Raw genomic sequence first — 23195 nt, forward strand, 5'->3', positions numbered from 1 at the left:
TCGCGAATGTTTCATTCGGGACGTCCGAGGTCCCGAATGAAACATTCGCGACTCCCGCTGGCCGCCCGAGCACAGGCTCCGCCTTTGGCAAAGCCGGAGCACCCTGCCAGTCTCATCGGCCCGAACGGCGCGCCCGCCGCCCGATGTACAGGCCCCCGGCATAGGCGGAGCACCCTGCATCACCGGCCCGAACGGCACGCTGACGCCCGAACCGGCGCCGCCACCCAGACCTCCCCCGCCGCCCCGATCCGAAGCCCGAACACGGCCGGTGGTGCCGGGTCAAGGCATCTTTCCCGCCTTGACGCGGTACCACCGGCCGTAGTGACAATCGCGGCTTCGGGGTGGTGGGCCAACTGCTGCGCGCGCGGGAAGGTATCCGCTACACCGCCGGGCCGAGTACCCGGTCCAAGTACGTGTTGCTGAAAACGCCGCTCGGGTCGGTTTCCTTGCGGACGCGCAGGAAGTCGTCGAAGTGCGGGTAGCGGGCGCGGAGGGTCCCCGCGTCGAGGTCGTGCATCTTGCCCCAGTGGGGGCGGCCGCCGACCGCGCCGGCGATCTTCTCGAACGCGCTGAAGTACTCGCGGTACGGCATGCCGATGAACTGGTGGATGGCGATGTAGGCGGAGTCGCGGCCCTGGGCCGTCGACAGCCAGATGTCGTCGGCGGCGGCGACGCGGACCTCGACCGGGAACATCACCGGGTGCTTCAGGGTCGGCACTACCGCCCGTAGTTCGGCGAGCACGTCGAGCACTGATTCACGTGGAACAGCGTATTCCGTTTCGGTGAAGCGGACGTTGCGCGCGGTGACAAACACACGGTGCGAGAGGTCGCTGTACTCGCGCGCACTCAGCACATTGGAGGCGAAGCTCCCGAGCGACGGCACGAGCCGCGGCATCAGCCGCCCGGTCCGGCAGAGGCCGCCGAACGCGACGTTCTCCATGATCCGGTAGTCGACGAACTCACGGACCTTGCTCAGCGGGCGCGCCGTCTCGGTCCGGTTGTTGCGCTTGACCAGGGCGTTGTTGCCGTAGGGGAACCAGTAGAACTCGAAGTGCTCGTTCTCGTCGGCGAAGTCGTGGAAGCCTTCGAGGACCTGCTCCAGCGGCTCCGGCCGTTCCTGCGCGCGCAGGACGAACGACGGCTCGCACTTCAGCGTCACCGTGGTGATCACGCCGAGCGCGCCGAGTCCGACGCGGGCTGCGGCGAAGAGGTCGGGCTTTTCGGCCGCCGAACAGGTCACGACCGAGCCATCCGCGAGGACGAGTTCGAGCGCGACGACCTGGGTGGCGAGGCCGCCGAGCTTGGCGCCGGTGCCGTGGGTGCCGGTGGAAATCGCGCCGGCGACGGTTTGTGCGTCGATGTCACCGAGGTTGGTCATGGCGAGCCCGAGCGCGTCGAGGGCCGCGTTGAGCTCGCGGAGCGTGGTGCCCGAGCGGACGGTGACGTGCCCGGTCTCGACGTCGACCTTCTCCACTCCGGTCCAGTGCCGCAGGTCGAGCGCGTCGGAGTCGGCGGCGGCGATGGCGGTGAAGGAGTGCCCGCTGCCCCACGGGCGCACGGTGCGGCCGGCCGCGGCGATGCTTTCGACCGTCGCCGCGATCTCCGCCGTGGTGCGCGGCTGGTGAACGTGCTGCGGCGAGGCGGACGCCGTGCCCGCCCAGTTGGTCCACCGGGTCATGCGCGCACACCCTTCATCCGTGAATGGCCGAAACAGTAAGTGAATAGTATTCGCGTTTCAAGCCTTCGTGTCGTACTTTAGACCTCGTGACCAGTGCGACGGTGTACGACTTGGCGACCAAGGACCTCGATCCACCCTTGGCCGTGGTCGACTTGGCGGCTTTCGACGCGAACGCCGCCGACCTCCGCCGCCGCGCCGCGGGCAAGCCGATCCGTGTGGTCAGCAAGTCGGTCCGGTGCCGGGCGCTCCTGCAGCGGGTGCTGACGATGCCGGGTTTCGAAGGCCTGATGTGCTACTCGCTGGCGGAAGCGGTTTGGCACGTCGAGCAAGGCACGACCGATGACATCGTCGTCGCCTACCCGACGGCCGACCACGAAGCCCTCCGCCGCCTGGCCGCCTCGGACGAGGCCCGCGCGGCGATCGCGATCATGGTGGATTCGCCGGCCCACCTCGACCTGGTCGACGCCGCCCTGGGCCACAACCACCCCGAGATCCGCGTCTGCCTGGAGCTGGACGCCTCCTGGCGCCCCTTCCCCGGAGTCCACGTCGGCACGCGGCGATCGCCGGTGTTCACGCCGAAGCAGGCTTCGACGTTCGCCCGGCAGATCGTCACCCGGCCGGGCTTCCGCCTGGTGGGCGTGATGGCGTACGAAGGCCAGATCGCGGGCCTCGGCGACGCGGCCGGCCCGCGCCTGAACCAGGCGGTGGTGGGCTGGATGCAGCGCCGGTCGGCGGCCGAGCTGGCCCGCCGCCGCGGTGAAGCGGTCCGGGCGGTCGAGGCGGTGACGCCCCTGGAGTTCGTCAACGGAGGCGGAACGGGCAGCCTCGAGTCGACGGGCGCGGACGCGGTGGTCACCGAGATCGCGGCGGGGTCGGGCCTGATCGGACCGACGTTGTTCGACGGCTACACCCGCTTCAAGCCCCGCCCGGCGGCGTTGTTCGCCTTGCCGGTGGTCCGGCGCCCGACCCGCAACATCGCGACGCTGTTTTCGGGTGGGTACATCGCCTCGGGCCCGACCGGTCCGTCCCGCCAGCCGAAGCCGTACCTGCCCAAGGGCTTGAAGTTCCTCGGCTTCGAGGGCGCGGGCGAAGTCCAGACGCCGGTGACGGGCCGGGCCGCCCGGACCCTGAAGCTGGGCGACCGGGTGTGGCTGCGGCACGCCAAGGCGGGCGAGCTGGCGGAGCGGTTCACCCACTACCACCTGGTGCTGGGCGACCGGGTGGAGCGGACGGTTCCGACGTACCGGGGCGAGCACCAGAACTTCGGCTGACCCGCGCTAGAACAACGCCGACACCGATTCGCCGTTGTGGATGCGGCGGATGGCTTCGGCCATCGCCGGGGCGATCGAGAGGATCTTCAGCTTCTCGGTGCGCTCTTCCTCGGGCACCGGGACCGTGTTGGTGCAGACGATCTCCAGCACCTCCGGCCGGCTGCCGATGCGCTCGATGGCCTTCGCCGCGAACAGGCCGTGCGTGCACGCCACGCGGATCGAGCGCGGCTTCAGTTCGGCCAGCCTGTCCAGCAGTTCGAGCACCGTGCTGCCCTTGGCGATCTCGTCGTCGAGCACGATCACGTCGCGGCCGGTGATCTCGCCGATCACCGAGGTGATCTGGACGCGGTCGTCCGGGAAACGCTCCTTCGCGCCGGCCGCGACCTGGACGCCGAGGAGGCGCGCGAAGTGCGATGCCTCCTTTGCATTGCCCAGGTCGGGTGAGACGACGGTGGCGCGCGAAAGGTCGTACTGGCGGAAGTGCTTGGCCAGCTCCTGCAGCGCGTGCAGGTGGTCCACCGGGACGCTGAAAAAGCCGTGGACCTGCGGCGAGTGCAGGGTCATCGCGAGCACGCGGCTCGCCCCGGCCGTCACCAGCAGGTCGGCGACCAGCCGGCCGCCGATGGAGATGCGGGGTGCGTCCTTCTTGTCCGAGCGCGCGTACGAGTAGTGCGGGATCACGGCGGTGATCCGGGACGCCGAGGCACCGCGGGCCGCGTCGAGCATCAGCAGCAGTTCGACCAGGTGCTCCTGCACCGGCTTGACCAGCGGCTGGATGATGAACACGTCCCGCTCGCGGCAGTTGGACTGGAGCTGCACCTCGAGGCAGTCGTTGGCGAACCGCTGGATCTCGACCGGCCGCAGCGGTACGCCGAGGTGCTCGCAGATCTCTTCGGCCAGTTCGGGGTGCGCGCTGCCGCTGAAGACGGCGATTTCTCTCGATGCCTGGGTGATCACAGCGCCGCGATCGCCTCGCCGATGGCGTCCTCACCCGAGATCAGCGTCAAGGTGCGGTGCACCGAAGCCGGCGTCTCGAGCAGGCCGACGAGCACCGCGGCGACGTCGTCGCGCGGGATCGGGCCGCGGCCGGTGCGCTCGGCCAGCAGGACCAGGCCGGTGCCGGGGTCGTCGGTGAGCGACCCGGGCCGGAGGATCGTCCAGTCCAGATCGCGCGCCTTGAGGTCGTCCTCCGCCGCGCGCTTGGCGCGCAGGTAGTGGCGGAACTCCTCGGTGACGTCGGGGTTCTCCGGGTTGTCGGCCCCGATGGACCCGACCTGGACGTGCCGCCGGACGCCCGCGCGCTCGGCCGCTTCGGCGAACAGCGCCGCGGCGCCCCGGTCCACAGTGTCCTTGCGGGCGGTGCCGCTGCCCGGGCCCGCGCCCGCGGAGAAGACCGCGGCGTCGGCGCCCTTCAGCACCTCGGCGACGGCGTCCACATCGGAGTTCTCCAGGTCGAGCACGACGGCCTGGGCGCCGGCGGCTTCGAGGTCCGCCGCGTGGGCGGGGTTGCGGATAATGCCGACCGCTTCGTCACCGCGCGCGGCGAGCAGCCGCTCGAGCCGCAGCGCGATCTGACCGTGTCCACCAGCAATGACGACTCGCATGGAGCCGACCTTAGTGCGAAGCGGGCGCCTCTGCGGTGCGGAGCAGGTGGTCGTAGACCAGCTCGTTGACCAGGCGGGAGACCGGGTCCTCGGCGAGCACGACGCGCTCGGTGCGACCCTCGAGGTCGAGGTCGACGACCGCGTTCGGGTCGGCGGTCACGACGGCGAGGCCGTACGCGCGGGCGCGCGGCAGGCAGTTGCCGACGTAGTCCTCGGTCAGCACCGCCGGGGAGGGGAGGACCATCGCGGCCTCGCCGTAGCGGGCGAACGGAACCGCGGAGGCCATCGCGGTGCGCCAGTGGCGCGCGACGGCCAGGACGCCGACGATCTCGGCGGCCGGGGCGGGGGCGGTTCCGGCCAGCTCCGGCCAGGTCCAGGTGTCGACGGTGGCGCGGTCGGCCACCGGGCCGGCACCCATCGCGATGCGTTCGGCGTGCACGTCGGTGCGGAGCTTGGCGACCACGCAGACCTTGCGGCCGAGGATCGTGATCTCGGGGAGGACGACGCCGTTCCAGCCGAGCTGGGCGGCGGCGGCGCGGGCGAGCTCGTCGACGCTCGCGGGGAGCTCGATCGGCGGCACCACGCGGCTCGGCATCGACCGGCTGCGCTTCGCGCCACCGGCGACCGTCGAGCGCTCGGTGTTCTGAGGTGTAGCCGCCACGAGTCCGCCTCCTTCTAACCTGCACCGCTTCGTGACCGGGGGAAACCGGCACCTCACTTGTCTAACAGCGCGGCGGCGCGGCGTCGCCGGGTAGTGCGAGTGGCTGCGATCGGCGGCGCCCAGCGGTCGATGACCGGTCGGTAGGCGGTCATCGGACTTCGGTCGAACGGTGCGGCCAACCGAGTGATCGCGAGGTGAGTGGCATTACGGTCCGGCAACGGGCGATTACCCGGGGCAGAACCGGCCAAACCCGATCCGACTAGCCCGGATGGCGCAACAACGGCGAACTCCACAGTGGACGCGGGTCGCTGAGCTGCGGTTGTCCGCCGTCACCCACACGGCGGTGACTTGCACCGCAGCGGTCCCGCGCGCGCGGGACTAAAGTTACCGACCAGTCACTTGCCGCCCGCCGTGGAGGACCGATGCGCTCCCCGAAGGACTTCTTCGCCCCGCTCGCCCTGGGCGCGCCCGCCCCCGTGCGGGAGATCCCGGTGACGCCGTCCCGGATGATCCACTTCTTCGACCCCGGCAACGAGAAGATGGCGGCGAAGGTGCCGGACATCGCGAAGAAGGTCGACGTCCTGCTCGGGAACCTCGAGGACGCCGTGCGCGCCGACCGCAAGGAGGCCGCGCGCGCCGGGCTGGTCGCGATCGCCAAGGCCCACGACTTCGGGAAGACGCAGCTGTGGACGCGCGTCAACAGCCTGGACTCGCCGTGGGTGCTCGACGACCTGATCACCCTCGTCACCGAGATCGGCGACAAGCTCGACGTCATCATGGTGCCGAAGGTCGAGGGCGCGCAGGACATCCACTACGTCGACCGGCTGCTGGCCCAGCTGGAAGCGCGGGCGGACCTGACGAAGCCGTTGCTGGTGCACGCCATCCTCGAGACGGCGAGCGGCGTGGCCAATGTGGAGGAGATCGCCGGCGCGAGCCCGCGCATGCAGGGCATCTCGCTCGGCCCGGCCGACCTGGCCGCGAGCCGGCGCATGAAGACGACCCGGGTCGGCGGCGGGCACCCGGGTTACCTCGTGCGCACCGACCCGGCCGGCGATGACCTGACCGCGGGCCGCACGACCTACCAGCAGGACCTCTGGCACTACACGGTGGCGCGGATGGTGGACGCCTGCGCGATGCACGGGATCCTGCCGTACTACGGGCCGTTCGGGGACATCCGCGACGTCGTCGCGTGCGAGGACCAGTTCCGCAACGCGTTCCTGCTCGGCTGCGTCGGCGCGTGGAGCCTGCACCCGGTGCAGATCGACATCGCGAAGAAGGTGTTCTCGCCGTCGCCGTCCGATGTGGCCTGGGCGCGCCGGGTGATCGCCGAGATGGGCGACGGCACGGGCGCGGTGATGATCGACGGGAAGATGCAGGACGACGCGTCGGTGAAGCAGTGCCGCGTGGTCGCCGAACTGGCGGACGCCCTCGCGACGGACGACCCCGAACTCGCCGCGGCCTACGACGCGGCCACCAAGGAGGCCCTCGGATGACCACGCCCCGGCGCTCTGTCCTCTACATGCCTGGCGCGAACGAGCGGGCCCTGGAGAAGGCCAAGACCATCCCGGCGGACGCGCTGATCCTCGACCTCGAGGACGCCGTCTCCCCCGACGCCAAGGAAGCCGCGCGCGACCGCGTCTGCGCGGCGGTGGGCTCCTACGGCGACCGCGAGGTGACGATCCGGGTCAACGGCCTGGACACCCAGTGGCACGACGCCGACCTGCGCGCGGCCGCGGCCGCCGGCCCGGCCGCGGTGGTCGTGCCGAAGGTGAACTCGGCGGCCGAGGTGCACAACATCGAGCGGGCCCTGGAACTCGGCGGAGCGCCGGACCACACGAAGATCTGGGCGATGGTCGAGACGCCGGTCGCGATGCTGCACGCCGAGGAGATCGCGGCGGCCTCCGAGCGGCTGACCGTGCTGGTGATGGGCACGAACGACCTGGCCAAGGAGCTGCACGCGGAGTTCGTCCCCGGCCGGGGGCCGCTGCTGGGCGGGCTTTCGCTGTGCCTGCTGGCCGCCCGCGCGACCGGCAAGGTCATCCTCGACGGCGTCTACAACGACGTGAAGGACCTGCCCGGTTTCGAAGCCGAGTGCGAGCAGGGCCGGCAGTACGGGTTCGACGGCAAGACGCTGATCCACCCGGCGCAGGTAGAGCCGTGCAACCGGATCTTCGCCCCGTCCGAGGAGGAGATCGACCGCTCGCGGCGGATCATCGAGGCCTTCGAGGAAGCGCAGAAGGACGGCCGCGGCGTGGTGACGGTGGACGGCCGGATGATCGAGAACCTGCACGTCGACAACGCGCGGCGGGTGCTGGCGCTCGCCGAGGCCGTCAAGAACTGACGGCCTCGGCGCAGCTCACTCCGGCAGCGAGTCCGTCCACTCCGAACGGACCTGCGCGCCCTGTGGATCGGCGACCACGTTGATGGCGCCGTCCGAGGAGACGAACATCGACGTCCGGTTGATGCGGCCGGTCGCGGGGTCGACCACCAGGCGGTAGTCCCCCGGCAGCAGGAATCCGCGGCCGCCCGGGACGGGGCCGAGGTCCTTGACGCCGGGGTACGCCGCGATCAGGCGGAAGGCGGCCGCTCGCACGGCCGGTGGCGCGGGCAACGTCGAGACCAGCGAAACCGTCGACAGCAGCAGTTCCCGTTCCCGGTCCGCCGCGGTGAGCGGGCCCGCGCTCGTCCGGGCGCCGCTGTGGGCGATCGCGTTCACGAGCCAGTCCCGCAGCGCCGCCGGGTCGGTGGGCAGGGTCCGGAGCTGCTCGAACGTGACGTCGCCGCCCGCCAGCTGCAGCGGGGAGACCGGCTTCAGCGGCACCACCCGGCCACCGGACTTCCCGCCGCGGAACCACAGGTGGCCGTCGGTGGTGTACCAGTACTCGTAGGACTGCTTGCCCGAGTCGGTCTTGATGTGCCAGTACTTGCCGGTGGCGTCCGGGGCCTTCTCGGCCACCGTGGCCGCCGCCAGCAGGACTTCCGTGCCGGTGACGACCGGGGCGACCGCCTGCGGAGGCGGCGCCGGCGCCGGATCCGGGGCGCCGGGCAGGGTCGCCACCACGACGGCGGCCGCGGCCGCGGCGGCTACCAGCCCCGCCCCGATCACCAGCGGGCGGACCCGGCGACGTGCGGGTGCCGCCAGCATGTGGTTCCGCAGCCGGTGGCGGCTCCGGTCGGCGGCCTCCTGGGCCGGTTCGGCGGGTCGCAGAGCGTCCCGCAGGATCTGCAGGTCATCCATCGGACGCCTCCTGGGCGAGCGCGGGGGTGGGCTTCTTGCGGGCGCGCGTCAGCCGGGAGCCGACCGTGCCCGGGGAGATGCCGAGTGCTTCGGCCACTTCGGCGTAGCCGAGGTCGGCGAGCGCGACGAGCAGCAGGACATCGCGCTCCCCGGCCGACAGCTGGGACAACGCCTTTCCCAGCCGCGCAACCGTCACCGAAGCGACAACGCGGCTTTCGTGTCCTTCGGCGGCTTCACGCGGGTCGAGCCGCGAGAGGGCGCGGTAGTGGCGCGCCTCCTTGCGGCGGTGCCGGGAGACCAGGTTCGTCGCGATGCCGAACAGCCAGGCGCGCGGGTCGCCGCGGCTCGCGTCGAACGTCTTCCGGCGGTCGAAGGCGACGAGGAACGTCTCGGCCGCGACGTCCTCCGCGGCCTGGGGCCGAGGCGCCCGGCGACGTACCGGTAGATGGCCGCGAAGTAGCGGTCGTGCACCTCGGTGAACTGCTCGGTGCCGAGCACCGAGGCCGCCGTCATGGGGCTGCCTCTGTCATAGGGTTCCTTCCCGTCGGCGACAGCTTCACCCCCTCTTCGCCGAAGGCCCGGAACTCCTTCCCTACCCGATCGGCCAGGGCCGCTGCGGCGGGCGGAGCCGTTCGTACGCCGCCGCGGCGCGGAGGACGCCCAGGTCGTCGAAGCGGCGGCCGGCGAGCTGGAGGCCGATCGGCCGGCCGTCGTCGGTGTAGCCGCAGTTCACCGACGCCGCGGGCTGGCCGGACATGTTGTACGGCACGGTGAACGCGATGTGCTCGAACGGCCGGGCCGGGTCGTTCGTCGGGGACGCCCACTCCGCCGGCGGCGCCGCGACCGGGCTGGTCGGCGACAGGACGACGTCAAACGCCGAGGTTGCGCGCAGGGCCGCCACGCTCATCACGTCGATCTGAGCGAAGCCGCGGTAGACGGCGACCCCGGAGGCATCCGCGCCACCCGCGGCCCAGTCCGCGATGTACGGCAGGACCTTCGCGCGGCGCTCCGGCGGCAGGTTCACCAGGTCCGACCAGGCCCGCGTGCGCCAGAAGACGTCGAGGCCTTCGAGCATGCCGCGGGTGAGGAACGGCTCGACCGGCTCGACGACCGCGCCCGCCGCTTCGAAGGCCCGGGCCGCCGCGGTGACGGCGTCGCGGATCGCCGGGTCCACCGGGAGGCCGACCCCGGCGTCGAGCTGCAGGCCGACGCGCAGGCCGGCCAGCGGAAGATCGAGCGAAGCCCAGTCGAGCTCCGACGGCGGCAGGCACAGGTGGTCCCGCGCGTCCGGGCGCGAGAGCACGCTCATCAGCAACGCCGTGTCGGCGACCGTGCGGGTCATCGGGCCGGCGACCCGGCCGAGGAACGGCGGGACGACCGGCACCCGGCCGAAGCTCGGCTTCAGCCCGGCCAGCCCGCACCAGCCCGCGGGCAGCCGGATCGAGCCGCCGATGTCCGTGCCGACGTGCAGCGGGCCGTACCCGGCGGCGGCCGCGGCACCGGCGCCCGCGCTGGACCCGCCGGGCGTTGCGGAGAGCTGCCACGGGTTGCGGGCCGTGGTGTGGAAGCTCGACAGCCCGGACGTCAGCATTCCGAAGTCCGGCATGGTCGTCTTGGCCAGCAGGACGCCGCCGGACTCGCGGATCCGGGCCGCCACCGGGGCGTCGTCGGTGGCCGGCACCAGGTCCGTGACCGCCGTGCCCAGCGGCACCGGCGTGCCGCGGGTGGCGATGTTCTCCTTGATGGTGAGCGGGACGCCGTCGATCGGGCCCAGCGGTTCGCCGGCCGCCCAGCGAGCTTCGGACGCCTTCGCGTCTTCACGAGCTGCTGAAGGGTCGTACGCGTACAACGCGTGCAGCTCCGGCTCTCGCGCTTCGATGCGCGCGACAACGGCTTCGGTCACCTCGACCGGCGAGAGCGTCTTCGCGCGGTACTGCGCGACGAGTTCGACGGCGGTCAGGTCAGGCAGCTCGGTCATGAGCGCTCCTCACGAGGCAGGCGGGTCGAAGCGGCCGTCGACGGCGGTCCAGCCACCGTCCACCGCCAGCACTGAGCCGGTCACGAACGACGAAGCGTCCGAAGCGAGGTACACGACGGCTCCGGCGAGCTCTTCCGGACGCGCCCAGCGGCCCAGCGCCCCCTTCGTCGCGTACGCGTCGTACCACGCGGGGTTCGCCTTGATCTGGGCGGTCAGCGGGGTCTCGACGACGCCGGGGGCGATCGCGTTCACCCGGACCCCGGCCGGGCCGAACTCCGCGGCGGCCGTGCGGAACAGCTGGACGAGCCCGGCTTTCGTCGCCGCGTACGGGCCCTGGCCGGGCTCGACGGTCGTGCCGCGGATCGACGAGAAGCCGATGATGCTCCCCCGCCCGCGCGCGACCATGTCGGCGCCGAAGACCCGCACGACCTCGAACGTCACGCCGAGGTTCAGCGCGAGGACGCGGTCGAACTCCTCCCGCGTGTAGTCGAGCAGCCGCTTGCGGACGTTCATCGCGGCGGTCAGCACGACGACGTCCTGCGGCCCGAGGTCGGACGCGGCCTTGTCCAGCGCGCCCGGTTCGAGCAGGTCGAGTTCGTACGCCTCGCCGACGCCCGCTTCGCGCGCGGCTTCGAGGTCGCGGTCCGCGCAGACCACGTCGGCGCCGTGCGCGGCCAAGGCGCGAGCGGCTTCGCGGCCGATGCCGCCCGCACCGAGCACGACGGCCCGCCGTCCGTCGAGCCGGAACAACGTCGAGTAGTTCACGGGCGCAGCACCGCCATCCTCGTCACGGTCAGTTCCTCGACGGCGAACCGCGGCCCCTCGCGGCCGATGCCGGAGTCCTTCACGCCGCCGTACGGCATCGTGTCCGAGCGGAAGCCGGGCACTTCGTTGACGACGACCCCGCCGACCTCCAGCTCGTCGAGCGCGCGGAACGCCGTGTGCAGGGACTTGCTGTAGACGCTGGCGTGGAGGCCGTAGCGGGACGCGTTGACCGCGGAGAAGGCTTCGTCCACATCGGACACCGTGCGGACGCAGACGACCGGGCCGAAGATCTCCTCGTCCCAGGCTTCGACGCCGTCCGGGACGTCGAGGAGGACGGTCGGCCGCAGCACCGTGCCGTCGACACCCCCGCCGAACCGGCGGCCGCCGGCCTTTTCGATCCACGCGGCGACGCGCTCGGTGGAGGCCGGGTCGATCAGTGCGGACACCCGCGTCTTCTCGTCCCGCGGATCGCCGACGACGACCTCGTCGAGCCGCGCCAGCAGGCGATCGGTGAACTCCGCGGCCACCGACGAGACGACCAGCACGCGCTGCACCGAGATGCAGGCCTGGCCGGACGCGTAGAACCCGCCGCGCAGCACGGCGTCCACAGCCGCGTCGAGGTCGGCGTCTCCGGCCACCACGAGCGCCGCGTTCGAACCCAGCTCCAGCAGGGTTTTCGTCGGGGCCGCGTCGCGGGCGATGCGGTGACCGACCGCGGCCGAGCCGGTGAACGAGACCGCGCCGATCCGGCGGTCCGTCGTCAGCGCGGCCCCCACCGAAGCATCGCCGGTGACCAGCTGGACCAGGGCGGGCACGGGCGCGAGCGAACGCACGAGGTGGACCAGCCGGAGCGTGGCCAACGGTGTCTGGGGCGCGGGCTTGACGATCACCGGGCAGCCCGCGGCGATCGAGGGCGCAATCTTGTGGGACGCCAGCAGCAGCGGGTAGTTGAAGCCCGCGATGCCGACGACGACACCGATCGGCTTGCGCTTCCAGAACCCGACCAGGCCATCCCCGGACGGCAGGAGGTCCAGTGGCACGGTCTCACCGTGCAGCCGGGAGACCTCCTCGGCGGCGGCCTCCCAGGTGACGATCGTGCGTTCGACCTCGACGCGGCAATCGACCAGCGGCTTGCCGGTCTCCAGCACGAGCAGGTCCTCGAACTCCACGCGGCGGGACCGGATCGCCGCGGCGACGTCGTTGAGCAGCCACCGCCGTACCCGCGAAGGCAGCGAAGCCACTTCGCGCGCGACGGCGACAGCCTCGTCGACGGCCCGGCGCGCCAGCGAAGGCGTTCCGACCGGCGCCGTGCCGACCACGCTCCCGTCGTAGGGGAAAACGATTTCTTCGGTATCCACAGTGGACACCCAGCCGTCGCCGATCGGCAGGCCATCGGGGTACTCAGGCATCGTCACCTCCGCGCAGCCGGGCGAGTTCCGCGCGCAGGTTCGGCGCGGCTTCGAGGAGTTCCCGCGTGTATTCGTGCTGGGGCGCGTCGTAGACCTGGCCGACGTCGCCGAGCTCGACGATCTCGCCGCGGCGCATCACCGCGACCCGGTCGCACACGTGCCGGACGACGCCGAGGTCGTGCGACACGAAGATCAGGGTGAGCGCGAATTGTTCGACCAGCGCATCGAGCAGGTCGAGAATCTGGCCGCGCACGGAGACGTCGAGCGCGCTGACCGGCTCGTCGGCGATCAGCACGCTCGGGTTCGGCGCCAGCGCGCGGGCGATGGAGATCCGCTGCCGCTGGCCGCCGGAGAACTGGTGCGGGTAGCGCCCGGCCGCGTCCGCGGGCAGGCCGACGGCGGCGAGCAGCTCGGCGACGCGATCCGGCTCCCGGCGGCCGAGCGGCTCGGAAACGATGTCGAGGACCCGCATCCGCGGGTCGAGCGAGCCCATCGGGTCCTGGAAGACGATCTGCAGTTCCGAGCGCAGGAAGCCGAGGCGGCGTTCCGGCAGGTGGTCGATCCGCCGGCCGTGGAACGCCACCGTGCCGGCGGTCGGCTTGTCGAGCGCCGCCAGCAGCCGGACCAGCGTCGACTTGCCGGAACCGGACTCGCCGACGATGCCGAACCGCTGCCCGGCCTCGACGTCGAAGCTGACACCACGCAAGGCGTGCACGTTCCGCCGGGCGTAGTGGCGTTCGAGGTCGCGGACTTCGATGGTGCTCATCGGCGCGCCTCCAGGTCCGAAGCCTCCAGGAGCTTCCGCGTGTAGGCGTGCGAAGGCGATGTCAGCACTTCGCGTGTCGAGCCCGCTTCGACGATCTCGCCGTCCAGCATCACCAGTACGCGCTCGCACACCGAGGCCACGACAGCGAGGTCGTGCGTGATGAACAGCAACGCGCTCTCGGCGGGCAGTGACGTCTTGATGAGCGAAAGGATCTGGGCCTGCACGGTGACGTCGAGGGCGGTCGTCGGCTCGTCGCAGATCAGCAGCGACGGCTCGTTGGCCAGGGCCATCGCGAGCACGACCCGCTGGCGCTGGCCGCCGGAGAGCTGGTGCGGGTACGCGCGGGCGGTGTCCGGCAGGCCCACCGCGTCGAGGAGGTCCTCGGCGCGGTGCCGGCGGCCGTGGATCCGGCCGGGCTCGGTGACCTGGCGGCCGACGCGCATGGCCGGGTTCAACGCCGTCATCGGCTCCTGGAACACCATGGCCAGCTCGTCGCCGCGCAACCGGGACAAGTCCTTTTCGGACATCCCGAGCAGTTCACGGCCGTTCAGGGTCACCGAACCGGACGCGGGCAGCTCCTCGGGCAGCAGGCCCATGATCGACAACGCCGTCAGCGACTTCCCGGAGCCGGACTCCCCGATCAGGCCGACGCGCTCGCCGGCGCCGATGTCGAAGGAGACGTCCCGGATGAGAGAAGAAACGCCGAGGCCACGCACCGAGAGCGTCATACGCGGGCCGCCAATCGGGGGTCCAGGCGGTCGCGCAGGCCGTCGCCGAGGAGGTTGAAGCCGAGCACGGCGACGGCGATCGCGATGCCCGGCACCAGCGCCAGCCGCGGCTGCACGGTCAGCAGTTCCTGGGACTCCTGCAGCATCCGCCCCCACGACGGGGTCGGCGGCCGGGTGCCGAAGCCGAGGAACGACAGGGCCGCTTCGGCGAGGACGGCGATCGCGAACGACACCGACGCCTGCACGATCAGCAGGCCGGAGATGTTCGGCAGCACGTGCCGCACGGCGATGTTCAGCCGCGACCGGCCGCCCGCGCGGGCCGCCAGCACGAACTCGGTGCTCATCACCTGCAGCGTCCCGGACCGGGCGATCCGCGCGAACGACGGGATGGTCGCGATGCCGATGGCGACCATCGCGGTCAGCGTGTCCGCCCCGAACACCGCGCCGAACATGATGGCCAGCAGCAGCGCGGGGAACGCGAGCACGAGGTCGTTGACGCGCATGACGAACTCGCCGAGCCACCGCGGCGACATCCCGGCCAGGATGCCCAGCGGCGTCCCGATCACCGCGGCGATGCCGACCGCGACGACTCCGACGTACAACGTCGTGCGGGCGCCGACCATGAGCTGGCTGAGCAGGTCGCGGCCGAACTTGTCGGTGCCGAACCAGTGCGAGCCGGTGAAGCCGAGCAGCCGGTGGGCCGCGTCGACCTTCACCGGGTCGAACGGCGTCCACGCGAACGACAGCAGCGCGGCCAGCACGACCAGGCCGACGAGCACCCCGCCCAGCACCAGATTGCGCATCACGAACCTCGCAATCGGGGGTCGAGCACGGTGTAGAGGACGTCGACGACGAAGTTGACCAGCAGCACACCGGCCACCAGGACCAGCACGATCCCCTGCACGGTCAGCAGGTCACGCGCGGAGACGGCATCCAGCAGCATCGAACCGAGGCCGGGCAGCACGAACACTCGCTCGACGACGACCGCGCCGATCAGCAGCGTCGCCAGCTGCAGGCCCAGCACGGTGACCACGGGCACCGACGCGTTGCGCAAGCCGTGGCGCACCAACGCCTGCCCCGGGCGGAGACCTTTGGACCGCGCGGTGCGCAGGTAGTCCTGGCCGAGCGTGTCGAGGACGGCGGAACGCACGTAGCGCGTCAACACCGCGCCCTGCACCAGGCCGAGCGACAACGCCGGGAGGATCAGCCCGCGGAAGAACTCGCCGAAGTCCTGGTTCGGCGGTGTCCACCCACCGGAAGGCAGCCAGCGCAGCTGCACGGCGAAGATCTGCACGAGGATGATCCCGGCCAGGAATGCGGGGATCGCGACGCCGATCTGCGACAGCCCCGAGACGCTCGCCCCCGACGCCTTCCGGTGCTTCACCGCGGCGAACGTCCCGGCCGGCACGGCGATCACCAGCGCCACCAGCATGCCCGCGCCGACCAGCCAGAGCGTGACGCCGAGGCGGTCGAGCAGCTGCGGGCCGATCGCGTCGCGCGTGACGTACGAGCGGCCGAAGTCGCCGTGGAGGACGCCGCCGATCCAGTCGACGTATTGCGTGACCAGCGGGCGGTCGATGCCGAACTCCGTGCGCGTCTTGGCCAGCAGCTCCGGCGTCGCGTTGACGCCGAGCGCGACCTGTGCCGGGTCACCCGGCAGCACGGCCATGAAGAGGAACACGACGATGGACGCGGCCAGCACGCTGACCACGAAGATCGCCACCCGGCGCAGCACCCTGGCCGTCATCGCGGCGCCAGCCCGGTGAGGTCGAACGACTCGCTGACCTGGTTCCGGACGAACCCGCCGACCTTGGCCTTCGCGACGATCACGTTGGGGAACAGGAACAGCCAGTCCGCGGCCGCGTCGGTGTTCAGCTGCCGCGCCACCTGCTTCATGTCCGCGACCTGCTGCTCCGGCGTCCCGCTGTCGGCTTCGGCGAGCAGCTGCTGGACGCGCTTGCTGTCGTAGCCCCAGTAGTACTTCGGCTTCCCGAACGTCGTGATGTCCCTGGCTTCGACGTGCTGGATGATCGACAGGTCGTAGTCGTGGTCGGTGAACACCTGCTTGAGCCACACCGCCGGGAAGTCGAGCGGCTCGATCGTGGTCCGGACCCCGACGTCGGCGAGCTGCGACTGGACGACCTGCGCGGCCGACACCGCGTACGGCAGGTTCGGGATCCGCAGCCGCAGGCTCAAGTTCGTCACGCCGGCTTCGGACAGCAACGCCTTGGCCCGCGCGGGATCGAAGCGGTAGGCGTTCGACAGGTCCTCGTACCACGGGTCGGTCGGCGGGACCATGCTGCCGATCAGCGTGCCGCGGCCGGCCCACGCCGTGTCCAGCAACGCCTTCCGGTCGATCGCGTAGGTCAGGGCCTGGCGCACGCGGACGTCGTTCAGCGGCGGCCGCGCGTTGTTCATGGCGAGGGTGACCTCGGAGTTCGTCGTGCCCTGGACGACCTGGAACCGGTCGTCGGCCTGGAACTGCGGGATCGAGTCGGGCGCGGTGATCGCGGAGATGACGTCGATGCCGTTGCTGAACAACGCGTTGTTCAGCGCGGTCGGGTCCTTGATGTACTTGAGGACCACCGTCGAGTACGCCGGTTTCCGGCCCCAGTAGGCCGGGTTCGCCTTCAGCACCACCGAGTCGCCGCGCTTGCGAGCCGACACGACGTACGGCCCGGTGCCGACCGGCTTGTTCGCCAGGTCGGCGACGCCGGTCGGGCTGAACATCGCGCCGAGCCGGCTGGTGAGGCTGAACAGCCAGCCGTTGGACGGCTTCGACAGCACGACCCGCGCGTGGTCCGGCGCCACGACGTCGACGTGGTCGACGACGTCCATGGTCGCCTTGATCGAGATCGTCCAGTCGGTTTTCACGCGCAGCAGGGAGAACTTGACGTCCTCGGCCGTGAAGGGGGCGCCGTTGCTGAACTTGACGCCTTGCTGCAGCTGGAAGTCGTAGGTCTTGCGGTCCTGGCTGATCGTCCACGACTTCGCGAGCAGCGGGACGACCTTGCCCTGGGCGTCGAGCTTCACCAGGCCCTCGTAGACGTTGTAGAGCAAGGCCTGCGGGATGGCGGCACCGTCGGTGCGGGTGAAGTCGAAGTTCGCCGGCTCCGCCGTGAAGCCGACGGAAAGCGTGTCCGGACCTGCGGAAACGCTCGCGGACGAGCCGGCCGAGCAGCCGGACACCACGAGCAGCAGCGCCGCTGCCACCACGGGAATCCGGGCTTTCATTCGGCCTCCAGATAAGTACACTGGTCTGACCAGTAGCCTGCACCGAGCGGACGGCGAGGTCAAGGGATGCGGTTCGAACCGGTGGCTCCGGTCCGCGCGTACGAGCGGGTCGTCGAGCAGATCGAGCAGGCCGTGGTCAGCGGCGCGCTCAAGCCGGGGGAACGCCTGCCGAGCGAGCGCGAGCTGATGACGCAGTTCGGCGTCGGCCGCTCGACGATTCGCGAAGCCCTGCGCGTGCTGCAGGCGGCCGAGATGATCCGGTCGCGGCCCGGGGACCCGCGCGGCCCGGAGGTGCTGGCCGCCTCGCCCGCCGCGCTCCACCGCTCGATGCACCGGCTCGCGCGCGCCGACCACGTCGGGCTCGCCGAGCTGCTCCAGTTCCGGATGATCCTCGACGGCTCGGCGCACCTGCTCGCCGCCGAGCTCCGCACCGAGGACGACCTGACCGGCCTCGACGCGGCCCTGGAGTCGATGCGCGAAGGCGTCTCCCGCGGCTATGCCGAGTTCAGCCGCGCCGACGTCGCATTCCACGAGGTGATCGCGCGCATCTCCCGCAATCCCCTGCTGGTGGTCAGCGAAGAAGTCGTGCGCGGGGTGGTGCTGGAACTGATCGAGGACAAGCTCGAGCACGCCAGCAACCGGACGTCGCTGATGCGCGCGTGGCTCGCCCACCACGCCGAGGTGCTCGACGCGATCCGCGCGGCCGACGGCGGCGGCGCGGCCCACCTCGCGAAGCAGGCGTTGTACGACAACTACGCCGAATACGTCCCCGCCGGGCAACGGCCTCTGCTCACCCCATTGCTGCGGTCATAGACTCGGCCGCGTGGACTCGGCGAAACGGGACGGCGTCGGCCTCGCGCTCTCGGGCGGCGGCTACCGCGCAATGCTCTTCCACGCCGGCGCGCTCTGGCGGCTCAACGAGCTCGGCTGGCTGCCGAAGCTGACCACCGTCTCCAGCGTCTCCGGCGGTTCGATCGCGGCGGGGGTGCTGGCGCACGCGTGGAACCGGCTGTGGTTCGGCGCCGACGGCGTCGCGGAGAACTTCGGCAAGGAGGTCGTGGCGCCGATCCGGAAGCTGGCCCGCACCCACCTCGACGTCCCGGTCACGCTCAAGGCGATGGTCATGCCGTGGCGCAGCGCGGGCGAAGAACTCGCGCGCCGCTACGCGAAGCACCTCTTCGGCGACTGCCGCCTCGCGGACCTCGACCCGGCCGGGCCGAACTTCGTGTTCACCGCGACCAGCCTGCAGGACGGCTCGCTGTGGTGGTTCTTCCGGCAGCCGGGCCCGCACGGGCAGGTCCCGCTCGCCACCGCGGTCGCCGCGTCCTCGGCGTTCCCGCCGCTGCTCTCGCCGGTGGTGATCCCGGATCCGGCCAAGCCGGACCGCAAGATCGTGCTGAGCGACGCGGGCGTGTACGACAACCTCGGTCTCGACCCGATCGAGAACCAGCGGGCGACCGTCCTGGTCAGCGACGCCGGGAAGAAGATGAAGCACGAGGCCGAGCCCGCGCACAACTGGCCGATGCAGCTGCTGCGCGTGCTGACCGTGATGGACAACCAGGTCCGCGAGCTGCGCACCGGCTCGCTGCTGAAGTCCTACGAGGACAAGACGTACGCCGGGACGTACTGGGCGACCTACAGCGACATCGAAAACTTCGAACTGCCGGACGCGCTGCCGGCCCCGGTCGAGCAGACCCGGCGGCTCGCCGAGACGAAGACCCGGCTGACCAGGTTGCCCGAGAAGCTGCAGGACAACCTGATCAACTGGGGATACGCCGTCTGCGACGCGGGTATGCGCCGCTGGGTCTGCCCGGGCACCGAATGGAAGCCGGAGTTCCCGTACCCGGGCTCAGGCGTCGGCTAGCTTCGCGTACACGATGACGTTGTCCTTGTAACTGTGCTCGGCGTGGTCGAAGGCGCCACCACAGGTGATCAGCCGCAGCTGCGGCTTGTCGCTGTTGCCGTAGACCGCGTCCCGCGGGAACGTCTCCTTCGGCACCTGCTCCACGCGCTCGACGACGAACTTCACCTTCTTGCCGTCGCTGCGGTCGACGTCCACCTCGTCACCCGGCGCGAGCTCCTTCAGCTTGAAGAAGATGCCGGGCTTCTTGTCGCCGTCCACGTGGCCGAGCAGGACCGCCGGACCGGTCTCGCCGGGCACCGGCGACATCTTGTACCAGGCCGCCTGCATCGGCGTGTGCACCGACGGGACGGAGATCCCGCCGTCGGCCTTCGGCAGCACCGAGACCAGTGACGACTGCGCGCCGATCTTCGGGATGTTCAGCTGCGTCGGGCGCAGGCCGGCGAACGGCTTGGTCACCGGCGGCGAGGACGGTGCGGACGACGCCGGCGGCGCCGCCTGCGGGTCCGGGGTCCCGCAGGCGGCCAGGGCGAAGGACAGCGCCAGTGCGGCCGCGAGCACGCGGCCGCCGCGGCGGAACTGCTTGGTCATGCGGTCAGGACCGGGCCGTCGCGCCGCCGCCGGTCTCGACACCGCCGGCCTTCGGGGTCACCTTGACCTGGCCGCCGACGGTGGCCGAGCCACCGCCGTGGCCGACCGGGCGGGTGACCGGCTTGCCTTCGCAGACCCAGGAGACCTCGGTGTCGTCGGTCAGGTGCTTGCCCTCGTTGAGCTGGATGTCGAAGCCCCAGTAGCGGCCGTCGGCCTCGTCCTGGTACGGGCCGGCGGCCACGGTGAAGTCGTTGGCCTTGACGTTGCGCGGCTCGCCCTTCGCGCAGGCGATGACCAGGATGCCGACGCCGCCGTCGAACTCCCACGCGTACGCGACGTCGTCGATGTAGTCGTCACCGTGCGGGAACGGATCGGTCGGCTCGGTGGTCGGCGTGGTCGGCCGGGTCGGCTTGCCCGAGGTCGGCGTGCCGGTGCCGGTCGACGTCGGCTCGGACGTCGGCTGCGACGAAGTCGGCTGCGTGGTGGGCTGCGAGGACGAGGTGCTCGGGGGCGCCTCCGTCGTCGTGGGCGCCCCGGTGGTGGTCGTGGGCGCGGCTTCGGTCGTCGAGACGACCGGAGCTTCCTGCGCGAGCGCGGCCGGCGAAACGGTGAGCGTGAGCAGGGCCCCCGCGAGCACAGCGCCCGCGAGACGGCCCAGGGTCTTCTTCAAGGTGACTCCCAGGGAAGGAAACGCGCAATGACCCCCACTACGCGAGCCGCCCGGTGCTCCGAAGCACAAGATCAGGCGACTCGGACATCCTGCCCCATTACTGGTATGTACCGGAAACCATTTCCGCGTGAAGAAGACCACTGCGGAAACCGGTAACGTTCGGGCCCAGCGGAATCCACATCGGACAGTGACCCCGGCAGCGCTTTCAGTCCGCGAGCTTCGCGTAGACGACGATGTTGTCCTTGTAGCTGTGTTCGGCGTGGTCGAACGCCCCACCGCAGGTGATGAGCCTCAGTTCCGGTGCGCTGCTGTTCCCGTAGACGGCTTCGCGCGGGAACGTTTCCTTCGGGACCTGGGTGACGCGGTCGACGACGAACTTCAGCTTCTTCCCGTCGCTGCGGTCGACGTCCACCTCGTCACCGGGCACGAGCTCCTTCAGCTTGAAGAAGATACCCGGTTTCTTGTCGCCGTCGACGTGCCCGAGCACGATCGCCGGGCCGACGTCGCCGGGCACCGGCGAGAATTTGTACCAGGCGGCCTGCATCGGCGTGTGCACCGACGGCACGGAAATCGAACCGTCCGGCTTCACGGCGACCGCCAGCAGGCTGGACTCCGCGCCGATCTTCGGGATCTTCACCGAGGTCGGGCGCAGTCCCTTGAACGGCACGGACACCGGCACCGACGACGGAACCGGGGCGGGTGGCGCGGCTTTCGGCGGCTCGGCGGTGCCGCACCCGGCCAGGGCCAGCACCAGGGCGAGCGCGACGCCCGCCCGGCGGACCGTCACCGGGCCGTGCCGCCGAAGCCGGTCTCGACCCCGCCCTTGGGCGCGACCTTGACCTGGGCCTTCGGAGCGGCGTTGCCGGCGGACGCGGAGCTGGTCGCGGTGGTGACCGGCGCGGTGCTCAAGGCCGGGGCGGTGGACGTGACCGTGCTCGTGACGGTGCTCGTGGCCGTCGCGGTCACGGTCGAGGTCGGCGGCTGTTCCTGCTCGAACTCCACGACGCCGTTGCCCTCGACCCCGCCGCAGGTCCAGCTGAACTTGGCGGTGGTCGTGCCGGCCGGGGCGTCGACGACGCGCACCGAGTAGTTCCACAGGCGGCCGTCGGCCTCGTCCTGGTCGGGGCCGCCGGTGACGCTCAGGTACTGGGTGGCGATTTCGCCCGGCTTCCCGGCCGCGCAGGCGATGACCAGGACGCCCTCGCCGCCGAGACCGACGAAGCCGTGCCCGACGTTGTCCTGGTAGTCGTCCTTCGGCGGGAGCTCCTGGGTGTCGCCCTTGACCTCGGGCTCCGCCTTGGGCGCAATCCGCTTTTCGGTGGTCTTGACGTCACCGTGCGTGCTCGGCGCCGACGACGGGGCTGCCGGTGTCGAGGTGGCCGGAGTGGTCGACGGCGCCGTCGTGCTCGTCGGGCTGCTCGACGTCGGCGACTCCGAAGTGGACGTCGTGGTTTCCGTGGGTGACGTGCTGGTTTCCGTGTCCGCCAGCGCGGCGGGCGCGGCGGCGAAGGTGGCGAGCGCACCCGCGAAAACAACCCCGGCCACCCTGCTCAGCGTTCTGCCCACGATGCCACTCCCAACGCGTTGACCTGCGATGTCGCGACTATCGACGATTCGGCGGCGCGCGTTACTCCGGTAGGGCGATCACCAAGTCGTCCCAAAGGTCGTCGGGATCTTCCAGGCCGACGCTGAACCGGATCAGCCCGGGCGGGACGCGCTCCTCGCCCGCCAGCCAGGCCCGCCGCTCGACCAGGCTCTCGACGCCGCCGAGGCTGGTCGCCGACCGGATCAGCCGGACCGACGCGCAGAAGCGGTCCGCCGTCTCGGCGTCGGCGAGCTCGAAGGCGACCATCATGCCGAAGCCCGGGTAGCGCACCCGCCGGACCGCGGGGTGCCCGCCGAGCCGCTCGGCCAGCAGGGCGGCGGTGCGGGACTGCTCCGCGAGCCGGACGGGCATGGTCCGCAGCCCCCGCAGCGCGAGCCAGGCTTCGAGGGCGCCCGGCGTCGACCCGACCCGCGTCCGCGCACCCTTCAGCTCCTCGGCCACGGCCGGGTCCTTGGCGACGGTGATGCCGAGCAGCAGGTCGCTGTGCCCGCCGATGAGCTTGGTCGCGCTGTGCACGACGACGTCCGCGCCCAGCTCCAGGGGCCGCTGCTGCAACGGCGTGGCGAAGGTGTTGTCGACGACGACCCGGCCGCGCGCGGCGGCGGCGATCGGCTCGATGGCCATCACGTCGAGGGTCGGGTTGGTCGGCGACTCCAGCCAGACCAGGTCCGACGTCGCGGCCTCGGCCACCCAGGCCGCGGTGTCGGCCGGCTCCAGCTCGGTGACGGCGAGCTTGCCGAGCTTCTGCGCGTGGGCCAGCACGCCGCGCGTGACGGCGTAGCTGAACGTCGGGACCACCACCCGCGACCCGACCGGCAGCAGGTCCAGCACCGCGGACAGGGTGGCGACGCCGGACGCGAAGGCCGTCGCGTGGCCGCCTTCCAGCGCTCCGACGGCTTCCTCGAGCGCGTGCCAGGTCGGCGTCCCGTCCCCGCGGGCGTACGCGAAGTCGCCACCGGCCTGGTACGTGCTGGTGGCAACGAGCGGGGTGTTCAGCGGCTCACCGGGACCGTGCGGCCGGCCGGCGGCGATGGCCTTGGCCGCCACCGGCAAGGCCAGCTTCGGCAAGGGCGCGATCCAGCTGATCTCCGACCGGGGCGTCCGCTACAGCGTCCCGGACGCGCAGACCGCGGAC

At 71.3% G+C, this 23195-nt stretch carries 23 protein-coding genes and 1 pseudogene; 5 read left to right on the top strand and 19 right to left on the bottom strand.

The features are described from left to right. Positions 1–379 precede the first annotated feature (379 nt). Complete coding sequence (locus tag ACWEF6_RS39365; protein WP_449687615.1) at positions 380–1678, bottom strand: D-arabinono-1,4-lactone oxidase; 1299 nt, start codon at positions 1676–1678, stop codon at positions 380–382. 86 nt (positions 1679–1764) lie between these two features. Between ACWEF6_RS39365 and ACWEF6_RS39370 the strand changes: the two genes are divergently transcribed. Next, complete coding sequence (locus ACWEF6_RS39370) at positions 1765–2949, top strand: amino acid deaminase/aldolase (protein WP_310968272.1); 1185 nt, start codon at positions 1765–1767, stop codon at positions 2947–2949. A gap of 6 nt (positions 2950–2955) precedes the next feature. On the opposite strand, the gene ACWEF6_RS39375 is transcribed toward ACWEF6_RS39370, so the two are convergent. From ACWEF6_RS39375 to ACWEF6_RS39385, 3 genes are read right to left on the bottom strand one after another with little or no spacing between them, the layout of a single operon-like run. After that, positions 2956–3906, bottom strand: coding sequence for a ribose-phosphate diphosphokinase (locus tag ACWEF6_RS39375; RefSeq protein ID WP_449687616.1), 951 nt, complete (start codon positions 3904–3906; stop codon positions 2956–2958). Beyond that, entirely contained in the window at positions 3903–4553 is a 651-nt protein-coding gene (locus ACWEF6_RS39380) for an SDR family oxidoreductase (RefSeq protein ID WP_449687617.1), read from the bottom strand. The genes ACWEF6_RS39375 and ACWEF6_RS39380 overlap by 4 nt, the downstream gene beginning before the upstream one ends. Before the next feature lie 10 nt (positions 4554–4563). Continuing rightward, a complete protein-coding gene (locus tag ACWEF6_RS39385) occupies positions 4564–5214 on the bottom strand; it encodes a hypothetical protein (RefSeq protein ID WP_310968275.1) in 651 nt (216 codons plus the stop codon). A 422-nt stretch (positions 5215–5636) separates the two neighbouring features. On the opposite strand from ACWEF6_RS39385, the gene ACWEF6_RS39390 reads away from it, so the two are divergent. Both ACWEF6_RS39390 and ACWEF6_RS39395 read left to right on the top strand, forming a co-directional pair. Beyond that, positions 5637–6707 (top strand): HpcH/HpaI aldolase/citrate lyase family protein, encoded by a 1071-nt coding sequence (locus ACWEF6_RS39390; RefSeq protein ID WP_449687618.1) that lies wholly within the window; start codon positions 5637–5639, stop codon positions 6705–6707. Next, positions 6704–7555: an HpcH/HpaI aldolase/citrate lyase family protein gene (locus ACWEF6_RS39395; RefSeq protein WP_449687619.1), complete on the top strand. Its 852-nt coding sequence runs from the start codon at positions 6704–6706 to the stop codon at positions 7553–7555. The genes ACWEF6_RS39390 and ACWEF6_RS39395 overlap by 4 nt, the downstream gene beginning before the upstream one ends. A 15-nt stretch (positions 7556–7570) precedes the next feature. On the opposite strand, the gene ACWEF6_RS39400 is transcribed toward ACWEF6_RS39395, so the two are convergent. From ACWEF6_RS39400 to ACWEF6_RS39445, 10 genes and pseudogenes are all read right to left on the bottom strand, one after another. Then, positions 7571–8452, bottom strand: coding sequence for a CU044_5270 family protein (locus tag ACWEF6_RS39400; protein ID WP_449687620.1), 882 nt, complete (start codon positions 8450–8452; stop codon positions 7571–7573). Continuing rightward, positions 8445–8831 (bottom strand): annotated as a pseudogene (locus ACWEF6_RS39405) (RNA polymerase sigma factor); the annotation flags it as partial. The gene ACWEF6_RS39400 and the pseudogene ACWEF6_RS39405, both read right to left, overlap by 8 nt. 213 nt (positions 8832–9044) lie before the next feature. Continuing rightward, entirely contained in the window at positions 9045–10430 is a 1386-nt protein-coding gene (locus tag ACWEF6_RS39410; RefSeq protein WP_449687621.1) for an amidase, read from the bottom strand. 9 nt (positions 10431–10439) lie between these two features. Continuing rightward, positions 10440–11195, bottom strand: coding sequence for an SDR family NAD(P)-dependent oxidoreductase (locus ACWEF6_RS39415; protein ID WP_449687622.1), 756 nt, complete (start codon positions 11193–11195; stop codon positions 10440–10442). Further along, the gene (locus ACWEF6_RS39420; RefSeq protein WP_449687623.1) at positions 11192–12604 is read right to left on the bottom strand and encodes an aldehyde dehydrogenase family protein; all 1413 of its coding nucleotides are present in this window, start codon (positions 12602–12604) and stop codon (positions 11192–11194) included. Before ACWEF6_RS39420 ends, ACWEF6_RS39415 begins: the two co-directional genes overlap by 4 nt. Next, the gene (locus tag ACWEF6_RS39425) at positions 12597–13370 is read right to left on the bottom strand and encodes an ABC transporter ATP-binding protein (RefSeq protein ID WP_449687624.1); all 774 of its coding nucleotides are present in this window, start codon (positions 13368–13370) and stop codon (positions 12597–12599) included. The genes ACWEF6_RS39420 and ACWEF6_RS39425 overlap by 8 nt, the downstream gene beginning before the upstream one ends. Continuing rightward, positions 13367–14098 carry an ATP-binding cassette domain-containing protein gene (locus tag ACWEF6_RS39430; RefSeq protein ID WP_449687625.1) on the bottom strand — a complete coding sequence of 244 codons (732 nt, stop codon included), beginning with the start codon at positions 14096–14098 and terminating at the stop codon, positions 13367–13369. Before ACWEF6_RS39430 ends, ACWEF6_RS39425 begins: the two co-directional genes overlap by 4 nt. Then, positions 14095–14901, bottom strand: coding sequence for an ABC transporter permease (locus ACWEF6_RS39435; RefSeq protein ID WP_310968285.1), 807 nt, complete (start codon positions 14899–14901; stop codon positions 14095–14097). The genes ACWEF6_RS39430 and ACWEF6_RS39435 overlap by 4 nt, the downstream gene beginning before the upstream one ends. Then, positions 14901–15845 (bottom strand): ABC transporter permease, encoded by a 945-nt coding sequence (locus tag ACWEF6_RS39440; RefSeq protein WP_449687626.1) that lies wholly within the window; start codon positions 15843–15845, stop codon positions 14901–14903. Before ACWEF6_RS39440 ends, ACWEF6_RS39435 begins: the two co-directional genes overlap by 1 nt. Beyond that, positions 15842–17332 carry an ABC transporter substrate-binding protein gene (locus ACWEF6_RS39445; protein ID WP_449687627.1) on the bottom strand — a complete coding sequence of 497 codons (1491 nt, stop codon included), beginning with the start codon at positions 17330–17332 and terminating at the stop codon, positions 15842–15844. Before ACWEF6_RS39445 ends, ACWEF6_RS39440 begins: the two co-directional genes overlap by 4 nt. Before the next feature lie 66 nt (positions 17333–17398). Between ACWEF6_RS39445 and ACWEF6_RS39450 the strand changes: the two genes are divergently transcribed. Continuing rightward, a complete protein-coding gene (locus ACWEF6_RS39450) occupies positions 17399–18145 on the top strand; it encodes a FadR/GntR family transcriptional regulator (protein WP_449687628.1) in 747 nt (248 codons plus the stop codon). Between the two features lie 10 nt (positions 18146–18155). Continuing rightward, on the top strand, positions 18156–19196 hold the full coding sequence (locus tag ACWEF6_RS39455; RefSeq protein ID WP_449687629.1) for a patatin-like phospholipase family protein: 1041 nt from the start codon (positions 18156–18158) through the stop codon (positions 19194–19196). Here ACWEF6_RS39455 and ACWEF6_RS39460 read toward each other — a convergent pair. The 5 genes from ACWEF6_RS39460 to ACWEF6_RS39480 all read right to left on the bottom strand — a co-directional run bounded on the left by ACWEF6_RS39460 (position 19182) and on the right by ACWEF6_RS39480 (position 23107). Further along, positions 19182–19784, bottom strand: a complete 603-nt coding sequence (locus ACWEF6_RS39460) for a class F sortase (RefSeq protein ID WP_449687630.1) — start codon at positions 19782–19784, stop codon at positions 19182–19184. The genes ACWEF6_RS39455 and ACWEF6_RS39460 overlap by 15 nt on opposite strands. A 4-nt stretch (positions 19785–19788) precedes the next feature. Continuing rightward, positions 19789–20454 (bottom strand): hypothetical protein, encoded by a 666-nt coding sequence (locus ACWEF6_RS39465; protein WP_449687631.1) that lies wholly within the window; start codon positions 20452–20454, stop codon positions 19789–19791. A gap of 205 nt (positions 20455–20659) precedes the next feature. Then, positions 20660–21241, bottom strand: coding sequence for a class F sortase (locus ACWEF6_RS39470; RefSeq protein WP_449687632.1), 582 nt, complete (start codon positions 21239–21241; stop codon positions 20660–20662). Continuing rightward, positions 21238–22020 carry a hypothetical protein gene (locus ACWEF6_RS39475; RefSeq protein WP_449687633.1) on the bottom strand — a complete coding sequence of 261 codons (783 nt, stop codon included), beginning with the start codon at positions 22018–22020 and terminating at the stop codon, positions 21238–21240. Before ACWEF6_RS39475 ends, ACWEF6_RS39470 begins: the two co-directional genes overlap by 4 nt. Before the next feature lie 61 nt (positions 22021–22081). After that, positions 22082–23107, bottom strand: a complete 1026-nt coding sequence (locus ACWEF6_RS39480) for a trans-sulfuration enzyme family protein (protein ID WP_449687635.1) — start codon at positions 23105–23107, stop codon at positions 22082–22084. Positions 23108–23195 lie beyond the last annotated feature (88 nt).

This window comes from Amycolatopsis sp. NPDC004772 (assembly GCF_053601215.1).

Excerpts from the sequence above, each read along its gene's own strand:
- ACWEF6_RS39450 (WP_449687628.1), top strand. The coding sequence starts at position 17,399 with ATGCGGTTCGAACCGGTGGCTCCGGTCCGCGCGTACGAGCGGGTCGTC.
- ACWEF6_RS39425 (WP_449687624.1), bottom strand. The coding sequence starts at position 13,370 with ATGAGCACCATCGAAGTCCGCGACCTCGAACGCCACTACGCCCGGCGG.
- ACWEF6_RS39390 (WP_449687618.1), top strand. The coding sequence starts at position 5,637 with ATGCGCTCCCCGAAGGACTTCTTCGCCCCGCTCGCCCTGGGCGCGCCC.
- ACWEF6_RS39440 (WP_449687626.1), bottom strand. The coding sequence starts at position 15,845 with ATGACGGCCAGGGTGCTGCGCCGGGTGGCGATCTTCGTGGTCAGCGTG.
- ACWEF6_RS39445 (WP_449687627.1), bottom strand. The coding sequence starts at position 17,332 with ATGAAAGCCCGGATTCCCGTGGTGGCAGCGGCGCTGCTGCTCGTGGTG.
- ACWEF6_RS39460 (WP_449687630.1), bottom strand. The coding sequence starts at position 19,784 with ATGACCAAGCAGTTCCGCCGCGGCGGCCGCGTGCTCGCGGCCGCACTG.
- ACWEF6_RS39435 (WP_310968285.1), bottom strand. The coding sequence starts at position 14,901 with ATGCGCAATCTGGTGCTGGGCGGGGTGCTCGTCGGCCTGGTCGTGCTG.
- ACWEF6_RS39410 (WP_449687621.1), bottom strand. The coding sequence starts at position 10,430 with ATGACCGAGCTGCCTGACCTGACCGCCGTCGAACTCGTCGCGCAGTAC.
- ACWEF6_RS39420 (WP_449687623.1), bottom strand. The coding sequence starts at position 12,604 with ATGCCTGAGTACCCCGATGGCCTGCCGATCGGCGACGGCTGGGTGTCC.
- ACWEF6_RS39395 (WP_449687619.1), top strand. The coding sequence starts at position 6,704 with ATGACCACGCCCCGGCGCTCTGTCCTCTACATGCCTGGCGCGAACGAG.
- ACWEF6_RS39430 (WP_449687625.1), bottom strand. The coding sequence starts at position 14,098 with ATGACGCTCTCGGTGCGTGGCCTCGGCGTTTCTTCTCTCATCCGGGAC.
- ACWEF6_RS39400 (WP_449687620.1), bottom strand. The coding sequence starts at position 8,452 with ATGGATGACCTGCAGATCCTGCGGGACGCTCTGCGACCCGCCGAACCG.
- ACWEF6_RS39365 (WP_449687615.1), bottom strand. The coding sequence starts at position 1,678 with ATGACCCGGTGGACCAACTGGGCGGGCACGGCGTCCGCCTCGCCGCAG.
- ACWEF6_RS39380 (WP_449687617.1), bottom strand. The coding sequence starts at position 4,553 with ATGCGAGTCGTCATTGCTGGTGGACACGGTCAGATCGCGCTGCGGCTC.